The following is a 23,030-nucleotide window of genomic DNA, read 5'->3' on the forward strand; positions in this document are numbered from 1 at the left end:
TGAGTCAGGTATCCGAGCCGTCACCGGTTTCTGTCGGCCAGCCACTCGCGTTGTCGACGGAGGAAACACGCGTCGACGACGGCGCCGTGACCGGGGACGTAGACCGCGTCCTCGCCTCCGATCCTCAGTAACCGGTCGAGCGTCGCCGGCCAGGCGTCGAGGTCGGAATCCTCGCCGACACACGGGTCACCAGACTCCTCGACGAGGTCGCCGCAGAACACCACCGGCCTGCTCAGACCCGTTACCGCCGCGACCAGGTCGTGGCCGGTGTGCCCGCGGCCGGGGTGGCTGATCGACACCGTCGGTCCGCCGAGGTCGACGACGGCCACCCATACCTGTCGATCGGGCGCGCGCAGGGCACCGAGGGCCGCGTTCACCTCATCACCGTCGGCGCCGTGTCGTAACGCGTCGGCACGCAGATGGTCCTTGCCGGTCATCAGGGTGTCGGCGACCGGCGGTGCGCAGTACACATGCGCTCCGACAAACACGCCCGATCCGAGGACGTGGTCGAAGTGGTGGTGCGTCAGCAGTACGTGCCGCACCTGATGTTCGGCGAGTTCGGCGACATCGGCCCTGAGGGCACGCGCCTCGGCCAGGGTGCTGCCCGTATCGATCAGCATGGCGCCGCCGCGCCCGACGACCAACCCGACGGTGACATCGAGGAACGGCAGCCGGGCGCGAAACACCCCGTCAGCCAGCCGGTCCCATCGAAATTTCACTGCCCCAACGTAAGCGGCTGCGCGGCTCGATACTGTTCGAGCACCGACGGTGTCGGATCCGCGCGGTAGGACGCGGTGCCACCGAGCCTCCACGTCGGCGCTGCGTCCGCCTGCGACAAAGTCCATGCGGCCTGCCTGGCCGCACCCAGCGCCACGTACTCCGCGGGCACGGGCACCTGCACGGCCGTCTCGAGAATCGCGGGCGCGATCTGTCGCACCGCCTCCGAACGCGCCCCTCCGCCCGTCAACATGATGCGCTGTACTTGAACACCGTGCGCCCTGATCTTGTCGATGCAGTACGCCATCGAGCACAACAAGCCCTCGACAGCCGCCCGGGCGACATTGGCGGGCAGGAGGTTTCGCGTGGTCACGCCGTGTAGGGCGCCGGCGGCGGCGGGCAGGTTCGGCGACCGCTCCCCCTCCAGGTACGGCACCAGCGTGAGCCCTTCTGCGCCGGGCCGCGCCGACAGCGCCAGGCGGTCCAGTTCGTCGAACTCCACGGCCAACATCCTGGCAACGGCCGCGAGCACAGGAGCGCCGTTGAGCGTGCAGACCAACGGCAACTGGTTCCCGGTAGCGTCCGCGAAACCGGCGACGATGCCTTCCGGGTCCCGAGGTGCGACGGTTCCGACGGCGCTGACCACCCCCGAGGTTCCCAACGACACCACGCAATCACCCTGCCCGGTGCTCAGCCCGAGCGCCGCTGCCGCGTTGTCGCCCGCGCCAGGGCCCAACAACGCGCCCGTCGTCGAGCGCCCGGCGGGTGCGGACGGTCCGAGCACCGGCGGAACGAGTGGTCTCCTCCCGCGCATGGCCATCTCGAGTAGGTCGATGTCGTAGTGGCTGGTCGCCGACGAGAAGTACCCCGTCCCGCTGGCGTCGCTGCGGTCCGTGCGGAGATCGCCGAGGTCGGAAGATCCGCTGAGGCGCCAAGTCAGCCAGTCGTGTGGGAGACACACCGCCGCGGTCGCATCGGCGCGCGCGGGTTCGTCATCGGCAAGCCAGCGCAACTTCGCCGCGGTGATCGCCGCGACCGGCACCACGCCCACGCGCATGGCCCACTCCTGCGGGCCGCCCAACTCGTCGACCAGGTCGACCGCGGCCGCGCTCGACCGAATGTCGTTCCACAGCAGTGCATCTCGCACGACCCGCCCGCCGTCGTCCAGGCAGATCATTCCGTGCTGCTGGGCCCCCACCGAGATCGCCGCCACGTCGTCGAATCCGCCCGCCGCCGAGACGGCGGCCTGCAGAGCCGACCACCACGACCGGGGATCGACCTCGGTGCCGTCGGGGTGCGGGGCCGAACCCGACCGGACCACCGACCCGGTGTCGGCATCACAGACGATCACCTTGCAGGACTGAGTGGATGAATCTATTCCCGCGACGAGCGCCACCTTCGCCAACCTACTCCGGCGTCGCGCCCCGTTTGTGCCGCCCACAACCGCGGATCGGTCGACCAGCCGCGGCGCCGCCTGCCAGAATCAGGTGTGAACTCGGAGCGCCCCGACCTGGCAGGGCCTGACGGCTACCACCGCGACGAGACGGAAGCCCAACGGCTGGACCGCAATTGGTCCAGCTTGCTGCAGGAGCTACGGGTGGCTCAGACGGGTGTCCAGCTGCTCACGGGCTTCCTGCTGATCTTGCCGTTCACCGACCACTTCTCCGATCTCGACGGTGTCATGCGGACCGTCTACCTGGTGACGGTGGCCTGCTCGATCGGGGCGACGGTCCTGCTGATCGCTCCGGTGAGCATGCACCGGCTGTTGTTCCGTCGGCACCGCATGCGCACGTTGGTGTCGACGGCGCACTCCTTCGCCATCACCGGCACGCTGCTCCTCGGCGTCGCGCTCGCCGGCGTGGCGACGATCATCTTCGACGCCGTCGCCGACCGGGTGGCGGCATGGATCGCCGGGGGCGGCGTGCTGGTCGCGCTCATCGTGTTCTGGTATCTCGTGCCGCTGCGACACCGCACTCCCCGCGATGCCTCGTAACGACGTTTGCGCCCCCGTTCGCCTGGGAACACCTCGCGCATGTTGATTCGACGTATCGCGCGCCCGATGCTGTCAGCAGCCTTCATCGCCAGAGGCGTCGAGGCCCTACGCAGCCCGAAACCCGCGGCCGATGCCGCACGCCCGACGCTGGAGGGTCTGAGCAAACTGCCGGACCCGGTCGGCACCAACGTTCCGACCAACGCCGAGACCGTCGCCCGCGCCACGGCCGCCGTCCAGATCGGCGGTGGCCTGCTGCTGGCCACCGGCAAACTCCCCCGGCTCGCCTCTGCCGCGCTCGCCCTGAGCGTGGTGCCGGGCAGCCTTGGCGGACATACGTTCTGGAGTGAGACAGACCCCGAGCGCAAGGCCCAAGAACGGCGTGCGTTCATCACCGACGTGAGCCTGATCGGTGGGCTGATCATCGCCGCGGTGGACACCGAGGGCAAACCCTCGATCGGTTGGCGCGGTCGACGTGCGGCCCACAAGGTGTCCGAAGCGGTCAGCACGGCGCTGCCCGTCGGGGCGGCGGCCGGTGGCACTCTCGCCGACAGCGCGTTGGCCGACAAGGTCGGTCACGGCCTGCAGGTCGGCGCCGAACGCGGCCGCGAGTTCGCCCACGTCGCCCGCGAGCGCGGCGCCGAACTGGCCGAGGTCGCCCGCGAACGCGGACCCGAACTCGCCGAACGGGCCCGCAAACGGGGTGCCGAACTGGCCGACGTCGCTCGCGACCGCGCGCCCGAACTCGCTGAGGTGGCGCGCAAGCGCGGATCGGTACTCGCCGACGTCGCGCGGGAACGCAGCTCGGAGTGGGCCGACGTCGCCCGCGACCGCGCGCCCGAACTGGCCGAGACGGCGCGCGAACGTGCGACGGAGTTGGCCGAGACGGCCCGCAAGCAAGCCGACACGGCACGCAAACAGGCCGAGACGGCCCGCAAACAGGCACGCAAAGAGGCCAAGCGCCAGCAGCGCAAGCTTCGCTGAGGTTCCACCGAGCGATCGGAAAGCGCCCCTGATCGGTCGGGGTCGCCGGTACATTGACTCGGATGACTAGCGGAAATCGCGGACCCCAGCCTGGACAGTACGGCGGCGGCTATCCCGCGGGCGGCGGTCAGCCGGGCGGCCTGCTTCTGCGTTGGCTCGCGCGGTTCATCGACGGCATCCTCGTCGGAATCGTGAGTTGGCTGTTGGCCTTCGCCACCGATTCCGCCTCCAACATCATGGTCACCGGTTTCTTTACCGGCGGCCTGATGTTCGTCTACTTCCTCGCCTTCGAAGCGGGTACGGGCTCGACTCCGGGCAAGAAGTTGCTCGGCCTGACGGTTCGCGGCCCCGGCGGGGCCGCCAAGCCGACCGCCGCGCAGGCGGCCATTCGCAACTCGTGGACGCTGCTCCCGATCATCCCGTTCGTCGGCGGACTGCTCGGCGTCATCGCGATCATCGTCATCGCCGTGACCATCAGCGGCAGCCCGACCAAGCAGGGCAAGCACGACGAACTCGCGGGCGGAACGCAGGTCGTCAAGGGCTGACCGCCGGACCGGTCGACGCCGTTGACCCCGACTTGGTCCGGGGGTCAGATCACCAGCCACACAACGAGGCTGAAGCCGAATGCGGTGAGGCCGAGCGTGGTCTCCATGACCGTCCACGTCTTCAGCGTGGTCTTCACGTCCATCCCGAAGAAGCGGCTGACCAACCAGAAGCCCGAGTCGTTGACGTGTGAGAGCACGGTGGCTCCCGCGGCGATCGCGATGACCAGCAGGGTGAGGTGGAGACTGCTCAGGCTCGCCTCGGCCGCTGCGGCGCTGATCAGACCGGCCGTCGTCGTCAGCGCGACTGTTGCCGATCCCTGGGCCACCCGCAGCAGCGTCGCGATGATGAAGGCCTGAACGATCAGCGATATCCCCAGACCCGACAGGGAGTCGCTCAGCGCGCTGCCGATGCCGCTCAATCGCAGTACCCCGCCGAACATGCCGCCGGCCCCAGTGATCAAGATGACCGAGCAGATGGGTCCGAGGGCCTTGTCGTAGAGGGCGCTGACGTCATCCATCGACCGACCCCGCCGCAGACCCAACACCACCGCCGCGACGATCACCGTGATCAGCAGCGCGACGCTGGTGTCGCCGAGCAGCATGAGGTAGCGCACCCACGTGTCGTCGTCCAGAATCCTGGCGGTCACCAGAGTGTCGAGAACGGTGTTGAACGAGATCAACACGAACGGCAGAAGCAGAACGCCGAGCACCGCGGCGAAGGACGGAGCGGTCCGGGCCGCGGTTGCCACTCCTCCGGCGCCGGCCCCGTCGGGGGCGTCGTCGGCACCGTTGGGGTCGGGATTCGTTGTCCCGCCGTTCATCTCGCCGAACAACGTCGTCGGGATGTCGACGTGTACCCGGCGCCCGATCACCCGCGACACCAGCAGCACGCCGATGTACCAGGACAGAATGGCGACCGGAGCGCCGACCAGAAGCGTCACGCCGATACTGGCGCCGAGCGCCTCGGCCGCTGCCACCGGCCCCGGATGGGGCGGCACCAGGGCGTGCATGGCGGCGAACGCACCCGCGGCGGGCAGACCGTAGAGCAGCAGCGAGCCACCGAAGCGCCGGGCGACGGTCATGATGATGGGCAGGAACACGACGAGACCGGCGTCGAAGAAGATCGGGAATCCGAACAGCAGCGCGGCGACGCCGAGCGCGAAGGGCGCCCGTTTCTCGCCGAACCGGGCGATGAGCGTATCGGCCAGAACCTGGGCGCCGCCGGTGACTTCGAGCAACCGACCGAGCATCACGCCGAAGCCGACGAGCAGAGCCACCGAGCCCAGGGTGTCGGAGAATCCGTAGCTGATGGCGTCGGGAACGTCGCCGACCGGAATGCCCGCGGCCAACGCCGTGAGCACGCTGACGAGCACCAGCGCCACGAAGGCGTGCAGCTTGACCTTCATGATCAGGAACAGCAGTAGCGCCACCGCGCCCGCAGCGATCAGCAGGAGCGTCGTGGCTCCGTAGGCGGGATCGATTGCTTCCATCAGGCCTCCGAACTGTCGATGCCGTGCGATTTCAGGCCGATCGGTGGATGCTCAAAGTGCCCTACTGGCATCGTCTTTGGCTCATCCGGGATGTCGGTCACGCGCTTACCGGTCGGTCGAAGCCGTTGTCGAAACGTAGCTGTCGATGATTGCATCGATGCTCTGGTCGACGTCGATGTCAACGCCGTGCTCATCGGAGCCCAGCGGTTCGAGTGTCTCGAATTGCGAAACCAGCAGCGATGCCGGCATGAAGTGACCGGGACGGCTGGCCTGCCGCCTGCCGATGACCTCGGGGGTGCCGACCAGATGCAGCAGTGTCATCTCAGGGCAGTGACGCCGCAGTTGATCCCGGTACTTGCGCTTGAGCGCAGAGCAGCTCATCACTCCGCCCGTTTCGCACCGTTCGGCCAACCACTCCCCGATCGCCTCGAGCCAGGGATAGCGGTCGTCGTCGTTGAGCGCCTCGCCGGACGTCATCTTCGCGATGTTGGCAGGCGGATGAAAGTCGTCCGCGTCGGCGAACGGTACGCGCAGACGCTGCGCAAGCGCGGCACCCACCGTCGACTTGCCCGAGCCCGAAACGCCCATGACAACGATCGGAGATGCCATTCCCTCCACCTACCCAGTTGTGTTTGGCATCACACAGCATGCCGTAATAGGCATACGATTGCAATAGCGTCACGTATTGATATGTCTTTAAGTGGGTTTGGTGATCCTATGAAAAGATGTATGCGTGGCGTCTCAACCAATCGTCGGCGCGCTGCATGGCAATCTTCTCAAGGCGCTGGGCACCGCGATCGTCTCCGGTGAGTATCCCGCCGGGCAGGTGTTGACCCTCGACGGGGTCAGCGCGCGTCACGGGGTGTCGCGCAGCGTGGCGCGCGAGGCGATCCGGGTGCTCGAATCGATGGGCATGGTGGAGTCGCGACGACGGGTGGGCATCACGGTTCAGTCCGCAGAGAAGTGGAACGTCTTCGATCCCAGACTGATTCGCTGGCGCCTGGATGCCGGCGACCGCGCCGCCCAACTCCTCTCGCTTTCCGAGCTACGCCGCGGGTTCGAGCCGGCGGCGGCGGCGCTGGCTGCGCGGCGGGCCGGTCCCGATCAGTGCCGCATCATGGCGGCCGCCGTTTCGGACATGGTCGTACACGGCCGCGCGGGTGACCTCGACGCTTATCTGGAGGCCGACAAGCTGTTTCACCGGACCATGTTGGAAGCCAGCGGCAACGAGATGTTCCGCGCGCTCGACGGCGTGGTCGCCGAGGTGCTCGCGGGGCGGACGCACCACGGGATGATGCCCTCGACACCGAACCCGGCCGCGATCAACCTGCACGACGAGGTGGCGCGCGCGATCAGGATGCGCGACGAAGCGGCGGCCGAACAGGCCATGCGCGCGATCATCGACGAAGCCAGTTCGGCGGTGTCCGGGGACGACTCGGGGCGTTGACCCGTCTTGATCGGGCCGCGGCGAATGCGGATCGAGCGCAGTGATTAACTGCCGACGTGGACAGGCAACCATCGTTGGCGCGCCGTTTCTTCGATCGTCTCGAACCCGTGCACGCCGTCACCTACTTCGCCCCGGAAGCTCGCGCCGCCCTCGACGGCCTTGGCTACACGGGATTTTGGATGGGCTACTTCGCAGCCAGATCGGCACCGCTGGGCGAGGTGGCCCCCGAGGTGGTGACGGCGGCGTTCTACAACTTCGCCCCGCAGCGGGTGGCCAAGGCCCTTCCGGCGGCGTGGTCGGTCGCTCCCCCGGCCGACGCGCTGCGGGTGCGACTGGAGTCCGCGGTGGCGGCGCTCGAGCGCTACGGCGTCGGACAGGGCGACGAGGTGGCGACCGCGGCCGACTTGTTGGCGAAGGCCGCCCGCAACGCCGCACTCGACGGCCGATGCCTGTTCGCCGCGAACGCGGCGCTGCCATGGCCGGACGAACCGCTGGGCAGGCTCTGGCACGCCACGACACTGCTGCGGGAACAGCGCGGCGACGGTCACATCGCGCTGCTCATCAGTCACGGGATCTCCGGTCGCGAGAGCAACATCCTGCACGCCGCTGCGGGCCGCGTGCCCAAGGAGATGATCATGCGCAGCCGTGATTACGACGACGAACAGTGGGCCCTGTACCGGGACCGGCTGGCCGAGCGCGGGCTGATCGACGGTGACGAGCTCACCGACGCCGGCCGCGATCTCAAGCAGCAGATCGAGGACGGCACCGACCGGTTGGCGTTGCCGGTGCTCGACGCGTTGAGCAACGACGAGATCGAGACGCTGTTTCGCACGCTGACCCCGATCACCCGCAAGGTCGTCGCAGGCGGTGACCTCCCCGCCGCGACGCCGATGGGGCTTAACCGCGCCGACCTCGACGACGACAGCGCCCACCTCACCTAGCCCTTTGTGCCGCGAGCGTGCGAGTCTGCACACGACACGCCGCGGTGCGCCAGCATTTTGCGCACGCTCACGGCACGCTGAGTGTCGTGATGGTGCTCAAATCGGTGATGCTGTTCGTCCTCGCCGCGCTGCTCGAAATCGGCGGCGCGTGGCTGGTGTGGCAGGGCGTGCGTGAGCATCGCGGTTGGTGGTGGATCGGGGCGGGCGTGATGGCGCTCGGCGCTTACGGTTTCGTCGCCGCGTTTCAGCCCGACGCCCATTTCGGTCGGGTTCTGGCGGCGTACGGCGGGGTCTTCATCGCCGGTTCACTCGCGTGGGGCATGGTCGCCGACGGCTTCCGGCCCGACCGGTGGGATGTCACGGGTGCGCTGATCTGTCTGGCCGGGGTCGGCCTGATCATGTACGCCCCGCGGTAGCGCACGCTCGCTGCGGTGCGAGCGTGCACGAGACGCTGATTTTTCGCGGCGTGTCGTGTGCAGACCCGCACGCTCGCACAACAGAGGCGAGTTGCTACGGCTGGTTGCGGTTCCACTCCAGCCAGCCCACGCCCTTGCGGCCGTCGGCGGTCGTGACCGTTGCCCATGCGCGCGGGAAGTGACTAATCCGCCCGTCGGGGGAGGTCAGCAGCACGGGAGCATGGGCGCGCACCTCGGCTGTGACGGTGACGTCGCCGGGCGCGAGGGTCAGCGTGGTCTCCACCGGTAACGCGTTGTCGGCGAACGTCTCTCGCGCGGTGACGGTCTGCAGTTCGATCAGCGGTTCGCCGGGCGGTTGCACATAACCGATACCGAGCGGCGGGGCGCCGGGGATACGGATGTCGACCCCGTGCAGGTGGGTGCCGTCGTCGAGGTGCAGTGCGCTCCACACCCAGTCCATCGCCCACCAGTCGCGCACACCCCAGGAGTGGTCGCGCTGGCCCGGCACGTCGGTGAACGTGAACTCGCGACCGTCGACGGACACCGTGCCCGACACCGAACACGGAATCTCGTATCGCGGGGTCACCCGGTACAGATACGGAGTGCCGGTGGTGGTCCACTCGAGTTCCATCGACACGTCGACGGGACGGCCGGATTCGTTGCGTAACAGCCCGGCCGGATCGTCGTACGCCTGGCCGCGACCGCGCATCGTGACGCGGAACGTCTTGAGCGGTTCGGTGGGGGTCAGCGTCAGTTCGATCGCATCGGTGCCCTCGAAGTCGAGCAGCGCGTAGGTCGGGATGTCCGGACCACATACCAGGCCGTTGATCCAGGACGTCTCGATGTTCGGGTACAACCCCAGACGCACCCACCCGCCGATCTCCTGCTGCGGGTCGACGAAGTCGAAGTACCAGCTCTCATTCCACAGCGGCTCGTCACCGGGCGGGTGTTCGCCATCGTCCTCGGCGGTGGGCGTAAGCGGTTCTGGCACAGTCGGTTCTGGCAGCGCGCTCAGCGCGTCGACGTCGAGCACATGCTCGCAATGGCGAGCCAGCATCGTCATGAACATCTCGTCGCCGCGCTCGGTCCGCTCGACGAGCATCGACGAAATGATCGCCATCATCACGCCGAAGAAAGTCTGCCTACGCACCCCGTCGCGCACGTCGTGGAGGGTGATCGGAGGGTTCGGACCAAGCGCGGAGTGGTATGCGGAAAGCAGCGCGTCGTAGTGCTCGCGGCGCACCTCGACAGGAAGCGCACAGCCCATGAAGTACGCGACGTCCGTCATCGCAGGCCCCCACGTAACCGTCTGCCAATCCACCACCGTCAAAGGACGATCCGCGCCCGGCTGCCCGAACAGCATGTTGTCGAGGCGGTAATCGCCGTGCACGAGCCCCATGACCCGATCGGGCGCGGATTCCGCTGCCAGATACTCGTCGAAGCTTGCGATCAGTCGCTCGCACACGTCACGGTGCGCGGGCGCGATCAAGTCGGCGTACCGCTCGGCGAAGCCCGCGTACAAGCCGGCGATCAGCGCCTGGTTGACCGGCGCCTCTCGGTTGAGCCACTCGGCGCTCGCGACAGCGGGATCGCAGAGCAGCGGCCCGTGCAACCGGCCGAGCTCGGACAGCGCCAGCATGGCCTGTTCAGCTGAAGCGCCGCGGATCTCGTCGCCGACGGTCGCGGGTCCCGCGTCGCCGAGCAGCAGATGGAAGGCGCCGGTTTCGGCGTTGAACGCCGAGGAGAAGCACGGCGCCACCGGCCCCCCGATCCGCGGCGCGATGTCGGTGTAGAACCGCACCTCGCGTTCGTACAGGCCCAGCGCCAAACCGGTCTGCCTGCTGACCGGGTCGGTGGCGGCCACCTTGAGCACCACGGTCGCGGGGCCGGTGTCCTCACCCGCATACGTCAACGCGACGCGGTAGCACTCGCTCATCTGGCCGGTTCCGATGCGCTCGTAGGAGAAGTCCGCGACAGGTGAACCGATCGCCGACGTGAGCCACTGGGCGTTCAGTTCCGCGGGGCGCTCGACGACATTGATGGTGGGCACTTTTCTCCTCTGTGTGAACCCTGGCGGCTAGGGGCCGCCGTTAACGCGAGACTAGCGAGAAGTTCGCCCATGCCTCCCTGCGGGCGGCGTGCGGGTCAAACTCGATGCGCGGGCGCTGATCGAACACTCGCACGGCGCGGTCCGCGCCGGTGTAGGTGGGCCAGTCGGGGCAAGGCACGCCGGTGCGGGCGAACTCGCGCCAGCGGCGTTGGACGTCATCGCTGACGCGCAACGCGGTTCGGCGGTCACCGACTGCGGTGAGCAGACGACCGAACCCGGTGCGGTACACGTCGAACACCGCCAACAGTTCGGTGGCGTGCGTGGCGCCGAGTCCCGACCACCGCAACGGCCGCGGTGCGTAGTCGTAGCGGTAGAGGTAGGTCGGCGCGTGGCGGCTGTGCGCCTCGGCGATCTGCCAGGCGGCCGAACCGAACGCGAAATCACTGCCGAACTGGACACATGCCCTCTGGTTCGGATAGCCGGGGTACGCGGCGGTGATGCGTTCGCGTTCTTCGGGTTCGGCTTCGGCGAGCAGCCGCTCGATCATCGGCTCGGACATGGGCAGCAGCTTGAGGAAGCGACCGAAGAGGTTGGCCTCTTCGGCATTGGTCCCGACGATGAGCGGAAGCCGGTGGCCCTTACCGCTGCGCATCGCCTCCACCGGATCCTGTGGCAGATATTCGGTTCCGCTCGTGGGACCGGCCGCGAAGGCGCCGAGCATCTCACGCTGGCCTTGTTTGATGAGCTCTTCGAACGCCTCGACCAGGTCGGCCGGCCGCGCCGCCATCACCGCGTCGGCGCCGTCGTCCTCCCCCGCGCCCAGCATCGCCGCGAACCGCGTCGCGTACTGCGCGGCCACCTCAGGGGTGCGCACCATCCCCGCCGCCGGGCTCTCCGAGATCGCTTTCGCAAAAAGGCCTTTCGCTGCGGGAACTGCGAGCAACGTGGCCACGGCGTGCGCTCCGGCGCTCTCACCGAAGATCGTGACGTTGTCGGGATCGCCGCCGAACACCGCGATGTTCTCGCGTACCCAGCGCAGGGCCATCACCAGGTCGCGCAGATACAGGTTGTCGTCGATCGTGATGTCCCGGTTCGACAGCGACGAGAGGTCCAGACACCCCAGCGCGCCCAGGCGGTAGTTGACCGAGACGTACACACATCCCTTGCGGGCCAGCGCCGCACCGTCATAGATCGGGGTGGCCGACGTCCCCATGAAGTAGCCGCCGCCGTGGATGAAGACCATGACCGGCAGCGCGGAGTCCGACTTCTTCTTCGGGCTCACCACGTTCAGGGTCAGGCAGTCCTCGCTCATCGGTTGGTACTTGCCCGGCGCCAGCATCGTGTACATGCGTTGCTGCGGGGCGCAGTTGCCGTATCCGTGGCAGTAGCGGACGCCGCGCCACGGCTGCACCGGCTGGGGCGCGCGCAGGCGCAGCGGACCCACCGGCGGGCGCGCGTAGGGGATGCCACGCCAACGGTGCACGCCGTCGCGGGTGAACCCCTCGATGGTGCCGGAGGCGATGGTCGCGCGGACGGTGTGTTCGTGCATCACCCGACGTTAGCAATGACCTTTCGAGCATGGCCTCCCGCCGCGCCTGGCCAGAGATTGCGTGTCGGCCCGCTAGCCTGGCCGGTATGCGAATGGCTGTGCTGATCGCGTCTGTGCTGGTAGCGGGGTGTTCGACGACCACGGGCGGACAGGCTGAACGGATCGAACCGATCCCGCCGGCGCCGCCGGCGAGTTCGCCCACCACGACCACGACCAAACCGAAGCCGACCGCCCCACCGGCCCCCGGCGCACCGATCGGCGACGTGGTGGCCTGGGTCGAAGCCGGTGAACCCGCTGACGCCGCCCAGTTCCACGTGGCCACGCGTGAGGGACAGACGACGGACCTCGGGGAGGACGTCGCGTTCACCACGCCGTCGGGCAAGACCAGCTGTATGACCGACAGCCAGTACGCCGACGGTGCGTTGGCCTGCCTGGTGGACCTGGTCGACCCGCCGCCACGGCCCGAGGACGCCTACGGCGAGTGGAAGGGCGGCTGGGTCGACTACGACGGCAACAGCGTGACCATCGGCTCCGTGCACGGAGACCCCGGCCGGTTCACCGCCGGTGAGGGGCCCGAACTTCCGTACGGCCTGGTGCTGTCGTTCGGGGACTACCGCTGCCGGACCGACACCGTCGGACTCTTCTGCGTCAACCACGCCTACCAATCCGCGGTCAAGTTCAGCGATGCAGGCATCGAACCCTTCGGCTGCCTGCAGTCGGTCGCCGCGCCCCCGCAGACCGGCGAGAAGTTCAGCTGCTGACCACCCGCGCTAGGCGACGCCCTTACGCTTCAGCAGCGGTAGCACGCCTTCGCCGAACCAGTAGGCCTCTTCCAGGTGCGGGTAGCCCGACAGAATGAACTCGTCGAAGCCGAGCGAGTAATACTCGTAGATCAGATTGGCGACCTCCTCATGGCTGCCGACGAGCGCCGTGCCCGCGCCGCCGCGCACCAAGCCGACACCCGCCCACAGGTTCGGGTAGATCTCCAGCCGGTCGGTCCGGCCGCCGTGCAGTGCGGTCATCCGACGCTGCCCTTCGGATTGCGACCGAGCGTGCAGCGCAGTGGCTTTGGCGATCTGGTCGGCGCTGAGGCCCGATAGCATCTCGTTGGCGACCGCCCAGGCGGCCGCGGAGGTGTCGCGGCTGATGGTGTGCAGCCGGATGCCGAACCGCACCGTGCGGCCGCGGTGTTCAGCGAGTTCACGAACTCGCGCGATCTTCGCGGCGGCGTCATGCGGGGGCTCGCCCCATGTCAGGTACACGTCGACGTACTTCGCGGCGATCGGCAGCGCGGCCGGTGAGGATCCGCCGAAGTAGATCTGCGGCAGCGGATCCGGCGGCTCCGACACCCGGGCGTCGGCGACCTTGTAGTAATCGCCCTCGAAGTCCAGCGATTCCTGACGCCAGATGGCGTCGACGATGTGGAGGAACTCCCCCGTCCGCGCGTAGCGCTGGTCGTGGTCGAGCCAATCGCCGAACCGGCGCTGTTCGAGGTCGTCACCCCCGCTGACGATGTTGAGCAGCACACGCCCCTCGGAGAACCGCTGCAGCGTCGCGGCCTGCTGCGCGGCGAGTGTGGGCGGCGTCAGCCCCGGCCGGAACGCGACGAGGAACTTCAGCCGCTCGGTCTCCGCCAGAAGGGCCGATGCGCTCAACCACGCGTCCTCACACCAGGTTCCGGTCGGGGTGAGCACCCCTTCGTAGCCCAGGCGGTCGGCGGCGCGGGCCACCTCGGCGAGGTAGCGCCGCGTCGGCGGACGGTAATTGGCGGGCACGGTCTGCTGTGACGACGCGTGCGAGGAGCCGACGATGGAGCGGCTGTCTCCGGCGGTGGGCAGGAACCAGAAAAACTTCCCCGAGGACATGTCGCTCCTAATCGCGAGTCAGGTAGAGGGGCTTGAGCACGTCGGTATAGCGGCGGTCGACCCAGCGCGCGAAATCCGGTGACGCCGCGATCTGTTCGGACTCGGCGAACAGATCAGCCATCTCCTGCTCGGACGCGATCAGTGCATCGGACAGGTCGGTGGGCAACCGCAGGCTGCGCCCTTGGGCGAGTGCGGCGACCGCGGGATCGAGACCGACTTCCTCGCCGTAGCGCTTCGCCCACTGCTCGCGGTTGTCATCGGCCCACCGGACGGCCTTGGCGTAGCGCTGCACCAGGTCTGTCAGTGCGGTGTTGCGTTTCGGGTCGGCCAGCGCGGCGTCGGAGGCGATTCCGAACCCGGCACCGTTGGTGACACCGGTGGCACGGGCGATACTGCGCACCGCCAGGTCGGTCTCGGCTTGGGCGGTGTAAGGGTCCCATACTGCCCAGACGTCGACGCGGCGCTGGGTGAACGCCGACAGCGCGTCGGCGGGTTGCAGGAACACCAGCTTCACGTCCGATGCGGTCAACCCCACCCGATCCAGCTGAACCAGCGTATGACCGTGTGCCGAACTGCCTTTGGCGAGCGCAATGCTCTTGCCGCGCAGATCCGCGACCCGCTGGATGGGTGAATCGGCGTGCACCAGGATCTGATCGCCGAACCCACCACCGTCCAAGGCGGAGACGACCTTGACCTTCGCGTTGGAGGCGGCACCGAAGATCGGCGGTGTGTTGCCGGTGATCGCGAAGTCGATCTTGCCGGCGGTGGCGGCCTCGATCTGGGGCGGACCGGACGTGAACGTGGAGAAGTTGATCTGGTACGGCAGGCCGTCGAGAGCGCCCGATGCGCGCAGCAGCGCCTCGGTGCCGCCCTTCTGGTCGCCGACGTTGAGCGTGAGGCCGGCGAGGTCGGACAACGGTACGGTGGCCGGTGCCTCCTTGGTCACCGAGCTGTCCTGTCGCGACACGCACCCGCTCACCAACAGGCCGATGAGCGCGAGAACGGCGACGACCCTGGACATGACGATTCCCTTCGGTTGCTTACGGTTTCAGCCCTGCACGCCGAGCTGGGCGAGCAGTTCGGCACGGTGGTTCTCCGCGCCGATCGAGGTGCGTGGGTCGGCGATATCGAGCGTGTGAGTGACGCGGCCGTCGTCGAGCACGAGCACACGATCGGCGAGCGCGACGGCCTCATCGACGTCGTGCGTGACCAACAGCACGCCGAACCCGTGCTCGCGCCAGAGATCGAGCAGCAGCTCGCGCATGCTCAACCGCGTCAACGCGTCCAACGCGCCGAACGGCTCGTCGAGCAGCAGCAGATCGGGTTCGGCCACCAGTGCACGAGCGAGCGAAACCCGCTGTGCCTGACCGCCGGACAGCGTCAGCGGCCATGCGCCGGCACGGTCGGCGAGCCCGACGTCGGCAAGCGCCCGCTCGGCGCGTATCCGGGCCTGATCCTTGCGCAACCCGCTGCGAGTGAGCCCGTACTCGACGTTCGTGCGCACGTCACGCCACGGAAACAGCCGCGGCTCCTGAAAGGCCAGTGCGGGCGGGCCCAACACGACACGCTGCCCGCTGTGTTCGGTCGACAGGCCGGCGAGCACCCGCAGCACGGTCGACTTACCGGATCCGCTGCGGCCGATCAGCGCGACGATCTCGCCGCTGCCGATCCTCATCGACACGTCGACGAGCACGTGGTGCTCGCCGTACCACTTGTCGACGTGCCGCAGTTCGGCCGCGGTGCGGAGTTGCCGTGCGGTGGCCAATGTCATGAGCGGTACCTCAATGCGCGTCGTTCGAGAACGCGGACGATCGCGTCGGTACCGATACCGAGCAACGCGTACACGATCAGGCCGAAGATGATGATGTCGATGCGCAGGAAATCGCGCGCGTTGTTGATCAGGAAGCCGATCCCGCTGTCGGCGTTGATCTGCTCGGCGACGATCAACGTCAGCCATGCGATCGCCAACGACTGCCGAAACCCGACGAGCACCTGGGGCGCCGCGCTTGGCACGATGATGCGCCAGAATCGCTGCCAGAACGAAAAGCCGAGCACCTGAGCGGTTTCGAAAAGTTTCGGGTCGACCTGGCGGATAGCCGAGAACGTGTTCAGGTACAGCGGAAAACTGACACCCAACGCGACCAGCAGCACCTTGGGCAGTTCGCCGATGCCGAACCACAGGATGAACAACGGGATCAGGCCGAGATGGGGCAGCGCCCTGACCATCTGCATGGGCGGATCGATGCCGGCCTCCACCCACCGCGACAGGCCGACGGCCGTGCCGAGCGCGACACCGAGAACGCCGCCGAGAACCAGGCCCTCGACCACCCGGATTCCGGAAACGCTCAGCGCGTCGGCGAGTTGGCCGTTACGGACCAGCTCCACGCCCGCCTCGAGGATCAGCGACGGGGCGGGCAGCACGTCCTGGGAAATGACGCCGACAGCGCTGAGAAGCTGCCACAGCACCAGCAGGACCACCGGGGACGCCAACCGGATAGCGGCCCACTTGTGTTGCCGCCGAGTGCGATTCGTGGCCGGTCCGGCCGTGATCGGCGCGGTGGGCGCGGTGAGATCGGGTGGGGCGGTCACGTGGTCTGACGCTACGGACGGCCGCGCCGGGCCTGAAGGCTTTGATTCTGGGTGAACGAAAGACACGAGCCCGCCGGGTGATCGGGCGAACCGGCGGGCCGTGGAATCGTGTTGTCAGCTCAAACGGAACGCACCCGTGACGGGGGTCGGGGTCACGTCCGCGCCGTTGATCCTGGAGCTCATCGCCCCGTTCGACAGGCGGGTGATCTGCTGGGCCTGCTGCAGCTGGCGTTTGTTGCGGACCTCGGCGCGGAACTGGGCGTCGTTGAGCTGTTGAATGTCGGCTTGGTCGAGCGTGCCGCTGAACCCGTTGAGCTGCACGCCGACGGCCGAGCCGTCCTCGCGGACCACCCAGGCCGCTCGTACGCCGTCGAGGTCGGCGGTATAGACGCCGGCCTCACCGGACACCGGTGCCGCGGTGAATTCGTAGGTGACCCCGTTCATGGTCAGGTCACCTTCGACGTCCGCGCCGTCGAACTGCGCGGTCAGCGTGTCGCGGAACCTCGACGTGAGATCGATCTTGCCGTCGGCGTTCTTGCCGAAGAACCAGGCTTCGTCATCGCTGTCGTTGCAGGCGTACGCGGCGAGCTCGCCGCCGTCCACGGAGATACCGATGGTCATCGGCTTGCCGTCGGGAGATTTCATGTCCGCGACGTAGCGCGCCGACTGCGGAAACGGCTGGGCTCGCGCCGTGGTCGTCGACTCCGAGGTTGAGCCGCCAGAGCACGCGGTCAGGGTGGTGAACGCGAGCGTCGCGCTGATACCCACGAACAGAACGCGGGTCCATCTCTTCCTGGTCATGGTGGTCCTATCGGGCAGAACTGACTGGTCATCGAGACGACGAGTCAGCACCCATGGTGGTTCAACGACGCAGCGAAATAGCGGAAAACCGGGGCGCGTCAGCGCCAGCCGTCGGCGGCCTTGGCCGCCGTCATCAGCGCGCCGCACAGTTGCCGCAGTTCGACGGTGTCGGCGCCTTCCTCGACCGCCGTGGCGACGTCCTCGGCCGCGCATCTGACCTGGTAGATGCGGTCGGAGAGCTCGGCGGCCTCGTCCGGGGTGAGGACGACCGCGTCGGGGGCCAGCGTCGTGCCCTTGATCACGCTGCGCTGCTCGTATGCGCGTTGGCGGCAGGACTGCCTGCAGTACTGCCGCCGTCTGCCCAGCCCCGCATCGCCGACCTCACGACCGCACCAGCGGCAGGCCGCAGGGCGGAGGCGCCTTTTGATCCCGGATGTCACAGGCCAGACTGTAAACCGACGGTCATCGGTTTCCCGGTATCATGGTGGGTCGAGTCGGGAACTTCACAGCATGCTGCGGCGTTGATGATTCGGACAATAACGCGCTGATCGAGGAGTGTTTGACGATGGCTGATCGCGTCTTGAGGGGAAGTCGCCTCGGAGCCGTGAGCTACGAGACCGACCGCAACCACGACTTGGCGCCGCGTCAGGTCGCGCGGTACCGCACCGACAACGGTGAAGAGTTCGACGTTCCGTTCGCCGACGACGCCGAGATTCCGCACACCTGGCTGTGCCGCAACGGCATGGAAGGCACCCTGATCGAGGGGGACGCCCCCGAGCCGAAGAAGACCAAGCCGCCGCGCACGCACTGGGACATGCTGCTCGAGCGCCGGTCGATCGAGGAGCTCGAAGAGCTGCTCAAGGAGCGGCTCGACATCATCAAGGCCCGCCGCCGCGGCTGACCCCGCCCTCGGCGAGCGACCGCTTCGTGCCACGAAAGCACGGCGTGTCGCGGTGCAAACGCGGTCGCTCGCGGAATGTGAGGGTCAGCGCGTGACGCGGGCCCCACGGCCGCGATCGATGCGGCCGCGCAGACCCCACTCCGCGACCTTGAACAGGGCCTCGCGGATGTTGGATCCACTCATCTTGGACTGACCGAACTCGCGTTCGGTGAAGGTGATGGGCACTTCTACGACGACGAAGCCGTTGTTGATCGTGCGCCAGGTCAGGTCGATCTGGAAGCAGTAACCCTTGGAGTCGACCGCGCTCAGATCGATCTTCTCCAGCACCTCGCGGCGGTAGGCGCGGTAACCGGCGGTGATGTCATGGATGTCGACGCCGAGCAGGATGCGCGAGTAACCGTTGGCGGTACGCGATAGCAGCAGGCGACGCCGGGGCCAGTTACGGACTTCTCCGCCGGGCACGTAGCGCGAGCCGATGACCAGGTCGGCGCCTCCGTCGATGGCGTCGAGCAACCGGTACAGCTGCTCGGGCGGGTGGCTGCCGTCGGCGTCCATCTCGACCAGCACGGAATACTCGCGGCTCAGCCCCCAGGCGAAACCGGCCAGGTACGCCGCGCCCAGGCCGCCCTTGGCATTGCGGTGCATGACGTGGATGCGGTCGGGGTCCGCGAGGGCCAGTTCGTCGGCGAGCCTGCCGGTGCCGTCAGGGCTGCCGTCGTCGACGATCAGGAGGTGGATGTCGGGCAGAGCGTTCTGGACGCGCTCGACGATCAGCGGAAGGTTCTCCCGCTCGTTGTAGGTGGGGATGATGACCAGCGCGCGCTGGCTGGGTCGCTCCCCCGGGTCCCGGCCCGTCGTCATGTGGCTCCTCTGTCTGTGGTGCGGCCGCCCACTCGGCGACGCACAAAGCCTTCATTGTGCAGCATCGCGACGATCAGGCTGCCCACGCCGAGGACGATGAGCAGCCCCTCCACCAGCGGCCCGAACCGCGTCGCGGCTGTGAGCTGGGTTTTCAGCCGCACGGCGGAGTCGAGGTAGGCCGGTTCGTAGAACGCGGTGCGAGCCAGCTCACGGCCGTCCGGCGAGATAATCGCGCTGATCCCCGTCGTCCCCGCCACGACCACGTAGCGGTCGTGTTCGACAGCACGCAGCCGGGCGAACGCGAGTTGCTGTTCGCTCATGGACTCGGTGAACGTCGCGTTGTTGGACGGCACGACCAGCAGTTGTGCGCCGTTGCGCACCGACTCGCGCGGCGCACGGTCGAAGATCACCTCCCAGCAGGTGGCCACCCCCACCGGCACGCCGGCCGGGTGCACGACGCCCGTTCCGTCACCGGGTACGAAGTAGCCGGCGCGGTCCGCGTACTCGGAGAAGTTGCGGAAGAACCCGCGCCACGGCAGGTACTCGCCGAACGGCTGCACGATCTGCTTGTCGTGGCGCTCGCCGGGCCCGCTCTCCGGGTTCCACACGATCACCGAGTTCGTCGTGGTCGGCACCTCGGCCGTGGCGCCGGGAGCCTCGACCACCGCGCCGACGAGGATCGGCGCGTCGATGGCCGCGGCGGCCGACGAGATCAGCTCGTGAGCGTCGGAATTGGCCAGTGGATCGATGTCGGAGGAGTTCTCGGGCCAGACGACGAACATCGGCTGCGGCGCGCGGCCCGCCCTCACGTCCTCGGCCAGCCGCAACGTCTCGCGGATATGGTTGTCGAGCACGGCGCGACGCTGGGCGTTGAAATCCAATCCGAGCCGGGGCACATTGCCTTGGACAACGGCGACGGTGACCGAGTGCTCGTCACCGGCGCCGAGGCCGGACTGGCGCACGTGCGGCCACGTCAGCGCGGTGGCCAGCAGCACGGCGCTGATACACAGGCCGGGCACCACCACGGCCGGTGGTGTGGTCTGCGCGTCGTCGCGACGCCACCACTGGATCACCTCGAATACCATTGCCGCCAAGCTGAACCCGACGAGCACCACCGCGAAAGACAGCAGCGGCGCCCCGCCGAGTTGGGCGATCGAGCGCAGCGGGCTCTCCGTCTGGCCGTACGCGACGCCACCCCAGGGGAATCCGCCGAACGGCAGCGTCGACTTGAGCCACTCCTGCGCGGCCCACAACCCGGCGAACCACAGCGGCCAGCCCGGCAGTCGGCGAACCACCACCGCGGCCGCGCCGAAGAGGGCCGGAAACACCGCCTCGGCGAGCGACAGTCCGATCCACGGGAAGGGGCCGACGAACGCCCCGACCCACGGCAGCAACGGTAGGTAGAACGCGGCCCCGAACAGGAACCCGTAGCCGAATCCGCCGAGCACCGTGGTGGTCTCGCGTGTCAGCACCCACGCCAGCAGTGCGAACGCGAGGAAGCCCAGATACCACCATCCAATGGGCGGAAAGCTCAGACACAGAAGTACCCCGGCGACGATCGCCACGCCCAGCTGCGGCAGCCGGTCCACCAGGCCCTGGCCGAATCGCCTTGCCCTCGAGAGAGTTTCAGCCATGTATAACGACACCTCGATGGACGGTCTGCCGACAGCGAGGAGACGGGGCGTCGAGTCGCGGCAGCGGCGGTACCCGCGACCGCCGGTCGGTGGACCACCGTTGCACCGCGTCGGCGGGCGCGCTCACCTCGAGTTCGTCGGCTTCCCATATCGCGTACGACGCCGGTGCACCGGGAACGAGGGTGCCCGCCAACCCGTCTCGCACACCTGCGGCGCGCCACGCACCTCGGGTGAGTGCTGCGAACGCCGCGCGCGCCGAGAGTGCACTGCCCGGCGTCTGGTGTCGCGCCGCCGCGCGCAGCGTCGCCCAGGGGTCGATCCCGGTGACGGGGCTGTCCGAGCCGAACGCGAGGGGCACGCCTTGGGATGCTAACAGCGCGAACGGGTTCAGCGATCTGGCTCGCTGCGCCCCGAGACGTTGGGCGTACATGCCGGTGTCGCCGCCCCAGAGCGCATCGAAATTCGGTTGCATGCTGGCGAGCACGCCCCAGGCGCCGAGCTTGTGCGCCTGTTCTGAGGTGACCATCTCCAGATGTTCGAGTCGGTGCCCGCACCGGGCGACCGCGGGGGCGCCCGAGGATGCGACGACGGACTCGAACGCGTCGACGACTGCGGTGACGGCGGCGTCGCCGATCACGTGGAAGCCGGCCGTGATGCCCGCCTCCGTGCACGCCTGCAGGTGGGCCGCGATGGCGCTGGGGTCGAGGTAGGTGTTTCCGACACAGCCGGGCGCGTCGGCGTAGGGCTCCTGCAGCCACGCAGTGCGCGAGCCCAGTGCCCCGTCGACGAAGAGGTCACCCGCCAGGCCGCGGGCGCCGGTGCGGTCGATCAGTGCGCGTGCCTCGTCGGCCGTGGCGACCGCTTCGCCCCAGTAGCCGACGACCTCGACGCCGTGGTCGAGGACGCGGATCTCATCCCAGTCGTCGAGGCCGCCGATGTCGGGGCCCGCGCATTCGTGCACCGCGACGATGCCGTGCGCTGCCACTGCGTCGAGCGCGGCGGCATGCGCGTCGGCACGCTGTCGGGCGGTCAGACCGGCCCGGGCCGCGGCGCGGACCAGGTGGTGAGCGTCGCTGGTCAGCGGCCGCTGCGGGTCGTATCCGGTCGCGTCGGCCAGGCCCGGGCACAGCGTGCGCAGCGCGGTGGAGGCCGCCGCCGAGTGCACGTCGACCCTGGCGAGGTAGGCCGGCCGGTCCCCCACGACAGCGTCGATGTCATCGACTCGAGGCGGGGTGTGCTGCGGCCAGTCCGATTCGTCCCAGCCGTGGGCCCAGATCGGGCCGTCGGGGTAGCGGCGCGCGTGGTCTGCGAGCAACTGCAGGCAGTGCTGTAGCGAGGTGGCGGGCCGCAGGTCGAGCCCGGAGAACGTGAGCCCGGTGGCGGTGAGATGGATGTGACAGTCGACGAAGGCGGGCGCGACGAAGCCACCGTCGAGGTCGATGATCCGCGCGTCGGGAAACTGGCTACGGCCGACGTCGTCGCTGCCCAACCATGCGATCACACGGTCGCGCACGGCCAGCGCCGTGGCGTCGGGCATGGCGGGGCTGTGCACCCGCCCGTTGAGCAGAAGGGTCGTCACCTAGGGGAGGTTCTCACAGCCCGTCGGCGGGCGGACGCGGGCGCTCCACGGCGGGCGGGTCGACGTCGACCACGTCGACGACCTCACCGTCGATGTAGTCATTCCGCTTGGTAGCCGCTCCCCACCCCGCCATTCCCGCGGTGATCAGCGGCGCCCGGCGGGCGGCGAGCGCGGTCAGCAGCGGGCGCCCCGCGGCCCGCGTCGGTGGCAGCAGGAGCAGCGCCCCCGCGACCGAACTGGCCAGCCCGGGGATCGCGACGAGCACTGTGCCGAGCGCGACCAGGACACTGTCGGCGGCGGTGCCGTGCAGGGTCGCCGGGGTCAGGCCCGCACGCAACCTGCCGACGTGACGCCTGATCTGCGATCCGGCCAGCGCGAAACCCAGCACGAACGTCGTGAGCAGCAGCAGTAGCGTCCAGCCGATGCCGATCGTCGACACCAGAGCCACCACGACCGCGGTCTCGATGACCACATAGAGGACAAACAGCCGCATCGCCATACGTGGTAAACGTCCGGACGGCCGCGAGGGTTCCGTAGATTGGCGTCAGTGTGAAGGTGAGGTGCCGCGTAGTGCGGTGGTTGAATCCTTTTCACCTGGTGTCTGGCTCTTAGATTGGCTGCCGCCTTTGGTTGGCGTTCACGCGTTTTGCCGGCATCAGGTGTGAAGGACC

24 protein-coding genes are annotated in these 23,030 nt (G+C 68.3%); 8 read left to right on the plus strand and 16 right to left on the minus strand.

What is annotated here, in order from left to right; all coding sequences use genetic code 11:
- Positions 1-20 precede the first annotated feature (20 nt).
- Both CEX88_RS22180 and CEX88_RS22185 read right to left on the minus strand, forming a co-directional pair.
- On the minus strand, positions 21-719 hold the full coding sequence (locus tag CEX88_RS22180) for an MBL fold metallo-hydrolase (protein ID WP_094295144.1): 699 nt from the start codon (positions 717-719) through the stop codon (positions 21-23).
- Entirely contained in the window at positions 716-2,113 is a 1,398-nt protein-coding gene (locus tag CEX88_RS22185) for a xylulokinase (protein WP_094295145.1), read from the minus strand. The genes CEX88_RS22180 and CEX88_RS22185 overlap by 4 nt, the downstream gene beginning before the upstream one ends.
- Positions 2,114-2,206: 93 nt before the next feature.
- Between CEX88_RS22185 and CEX88_RS22190 the strand changes: the two genes are divergently transcribed.
- From CEX88_RS22190 to CEX88_RS22200, 3 genes are all read left to right on the plus strand, one after another.
- A complete protein-coding gene (locus CEX88_RS22190) occupies positions 2,207-2,710 on the plus strand; it encodes a DUF6328 family protein (protein ID WP_202931613.1) in 504 nt (167 codons plus the stop codon).
- Positions 2,711-2,749: 39 nt separating this feature from the next.
- Positions 2,750-3,691, plus strand: coding sequence for a DoxX family protein (locus CEX88_RS22195; protein ID WP_094295146.1), 942 nt, complete (start codon positions 2,750-2,752; stop codon positions 3,689-3,691).
- Positions 3,692-3,753: 62 nt separating this feature from the next.
- The gene (locus CEX88_RS22200; RefSeq protein WP_094295147.1) at positions 3,754-4,236 is read left to right on the plus strand and encodes an RDD family protein; all 483 of its coding nucleotides are present in this window, start codon (positions 3,754-3,756) and stop codon (positions 4,234-4,236) included.
- Positions 4,237-4,280: 44 nt separating this feature from the next.
- Here the strand turns inward: CEX88_RS22200 and CEX88_RS22205 are convergent, their stop codons facing one another.
- Both CEX88_RS22205 and CEX88_RS22210 read right to left on the minus strand, forming a co-directional pair.
- The gene (locus CEX88_RS22205) at positions 4,281-5,726 is read right to left on the minus strand and encodes a GntP family permease (RefSeq protein ID WP_094295148.1); all 1,446 of its coding nucleotides are present in this window, start codon (positions 5,724-5,726) and stop codon (positions 4,281-4,283) included.
- Between the two features lie 105 nt (positions 5,727-5,831).
- Positions 5,832-6,335, minus strand: a complete 504-nt coding sequence (locus CEX88_RS22210) for a gluconokinase (RefSeq protein ID WP_066848625.1) — start codon at positions 6,333-6,335, stop codon at positions 5,832-5,834.
- Between the two features lie 124 nt (positions 6,336-6,459).
- Here CEX88_RS22210 and CEX88_RS22215 point away from each other — a divergent pair, with 124 nt between their 5' ends.
- The 3 genes from CEX88_RS22215 to CEX88_RS22225 all read left to right on the plus strand — a co-directional run bounded on the left by CEX88_RS22215 (position 6,460) and on the right by CEX88_RS22225 (position 8,530).
- On the plus strand, positions 6,460-7,173 hold the full coding sequence (locus CEX88_RS22215; RefSeq protein WP_094295149.1) for a FadR/GntR family transcriptional regulator: 714 nt from the start codon (positions 6,460-6,462) through the stop codon (positions 7,171-7,173).
- A 56-nt stretch (positions 7,174-7,229) separates the two neighbouring features.
- Positions 7,230-8,114 carry an SCO6745 family protein gene (locus CEX88_RS22220; RefSeq protein WP_094295150.1) on the plus strand — a complete coding sequence of 295 codons (885 nt, stop codon included), beginning with the start codon at positions 7,230-7,232 and terminating at the stop codon, positions 8,112-8,114.
- An 89-nt stretch (positions 8,115-8,203) separates the two neighbouring features.
- Positions 8,204-8,530 (plus strand): YnfA family protein, encoded by a 327-nt coding sequence (locus CEX88_RS22225; RefSeq protein WP_064393895.1) that lies wholly within the window; start codon positions 8,204-8,206, stop codon positions 8,528-8,530.
- Positions 8,531-8,624: 94 nt separating this feature from the next.
- On the opposite strand, the gene CEX88_RS22230 is transcribed toward CEX88_RS22225, so the two are convergent.
- Positions 8,625-10,580, minus strand: a complete 1,956-nt coding sequence (locus CEX88_RS22230) for a DUF7064 domain-containing protein (protein WP_094295151.1) — start codon at positions 10,578-10,580, stop codon at positions 8,625-8,627.
- Positions 10,581-10,620: 40 nt separating this feature from the next.
- A complete protein-coding gene (locus CEX88_RS22235) occupies positions 10,621-12,129 on the minus strand; it encodes a carboxylesterase/lipase family protein (RefSeq protein ID WP_094295152.1) in 1,509 nt (502 codons plus the stop codon).
- An 86-nt stretch (positions 12,130-12,215) separates the two neighbouring features.
- Here CEX88_RS22235 and CEX88_RS22240 point away from each other — a divergent pair, with 86 nt between their 5' ends.
- Positions 12,216-12,890 carry a hypothetical protein gene (locus tag CEX88_RS22240; protein ID WP_066848611.1) on the plus strand — a complete coding sequence of 225 codons (675 nt, stop codon included), beginning with the start codon at positions 12,216-12,218 and terminating at the stop codon, positions 12,888-12,890.
- Positions 12,891-12,899: 9 nt separating this feature from the next.
- Here the strand turns inward: CEX88_RS22240 and CEX88_RS22245 are convergent, their stop codons facing one another.
- The 6 genes from CEX88_RS22245 to CEX88_RS22270 all read right to left on the minus strand — a co-directional run bounded on the left by CEX88_RS22245 (position 12,900) and on the right by CEX88_RS22270 (position 17,824).
- On the minus strand, positions 12,900-13,994 hold the full coding sequence (locus CEX88_RS22245; RefSeq protein ID WP_094295153.1) for an LLM class flavin-dependent oxidoreductase: 1,095 nt from the start codon (positions 13,992-13,994) through the stop codon (positions 12,900-12,902).
- Between the two features lie 7 nt (positions 13,995-14,001).
- Positions 14,002-15,015: an ABC transporter substrate-binding protein gene (locus tag CEX88_RS22250; RefSeq protein ID WP_202931614.1), complete on the minus strand. Its 1,014-nt coding sequence runs from the start codon at positions 15,013-15,015 to the stop codon at positions 14,002-14,004.
- A 27-nt stretch (positions 15,016-15,042) separates the two neighbouring features.
- On the minus strand, positions 15,043-15,765 hold the full coding sequence (locus tag CEX88_RS22255) for an ABC transporter ATP-binding protein (RefSeq protein ID WP_094295155.1): 723 nt from the start codon (positions 15,763-15,765) through the stop codon (positions 15,043-15,045).
- On the minus strand, positions 15,762-16,583 hold the full coding sequence (locus CEX88_RS22260; protein WP_420799240.1) for an ABC transporter permease: 822 nt from the start codon (positions 16,581-16,583) through the stop codon (positions 15,762-15,764). The genes CEX88_RS22255 and CEX88_RS22260 overlap by 4 nt, the downstream gene beginning before the upstream one ends.
- A gap of 114 nt (positions 16,584-16,697) precedes the next feature.
- The gene (locus CEX88_RS22265; RefSeq protein ID WP_094295156.1) at positions 16,698-17,384 is read right to left on the minus strand and encodes a hypothetical protein; all 687 of its coding nucleotides are present in this window, start codon (positions 17,382-17,384) and stop codon (positions 16,698-16,700) included.
- A 98-nt stretch (positions 17,385-17,482) separates the two neighbouring features.
- Positions 17,483-17,824, minus strand: coding sequence for a hypothetical protein (locus CEX88_RS22270; RefSeq protein ID WP_202931615.1), 342 nt, complete (start codon positions 17,822-17,824; stop codon positions 17,483-17,485).
- 125 nt (positions 17,825-17,949) lie between these two features.
- Here CEX88_RS22270 and CEX88_RS22275 point away from each other — a divergent pair, with 125 nt between their 5' ends.
- The gene (locus CEX88_RS22275) at positions 17,950-18,285 is read left to right on the plus strand and encodes an RNA polymerase-binding protein RbpA (RefSeq protein ID WP_064350208.1); all 336 of its coding nucleotides are present in this window, start codon (positions 17,950-17,952) and stop codon (positions 18,283-18,285) included.
- An 84-nt stretch (positions 18,286-18,369) separates the two neighbouring features.
- Here the strand turns inward: CEX88_RS22275 and CEX88_RS22280 are convergent, their stop codons facing one another.
- The 4 genes from CEX88_RS22280 to CEX88_RS22295 are packed head-to-tail and all read right to left on the minus strand — an operon-like array spanning position 18,370 to position 22,858.
- Positions 18,370-19,146: a polyprenol monophosphomannose synthase gene (locus tag CEX88_RS22280; RefSeq protein WP_066848597.1), complete on the minus strand. Its 777-nt coding sequence runs from the start codon at positions 19,144-19,146 to the stop codon at positions 18,370-18,372.
- Positions 19,143-20,780: an apolipoprotein N-acyltransferase gene (gene lnt, locus CEX88_RS22285; RefSeq protein ID WP_094295157.1), complete on the minus strand. Its 1,638-nt coding sequence runs from the start codon at positions 20,778-20,780 to the stop codon at positions 19,143-19,145. Before lnt ends, CEX88_RS22280 begins: the two co-directional genes overlap by 4 nt.
- A complete protein-coding gene (locus tag CEX88_RS22290) occupies positions 20,773-22,359 on the minus strand; it encodes an amidohydrolase (protein ID WP_094295158.1) in 1,587 nt (528 codons plus the stop codon). Before CEX88_RS22290 ends, lnt begins: the two co-directional genes overlap by 8 nt.
- 13 nt (positions 22,360-22,372) lie before the next feature.
- Positions 22,373-22,858 (minus strand): FxsA family protein, encoded by a 486-nt coding sequence (locus tag CEX88_RS22295; protein WP_094295159.1) that lies wholly within the window; start codon positions 22,856-22,858, stop codon positions 22,373-22,375.
- Positions 22,859-23,030: the final 172 nt, after the last annotated feature.

This window comes from Mycobacterium neumannii, assembly GCF_002245615.1.
GTDB classification, from domain to species: Bacteria; Actinomycetota; Actinomycetes; order Mycobacteriales; family Mycobacteriaceae; genus Mycobacterium; species Mycobacterium neumannii_A.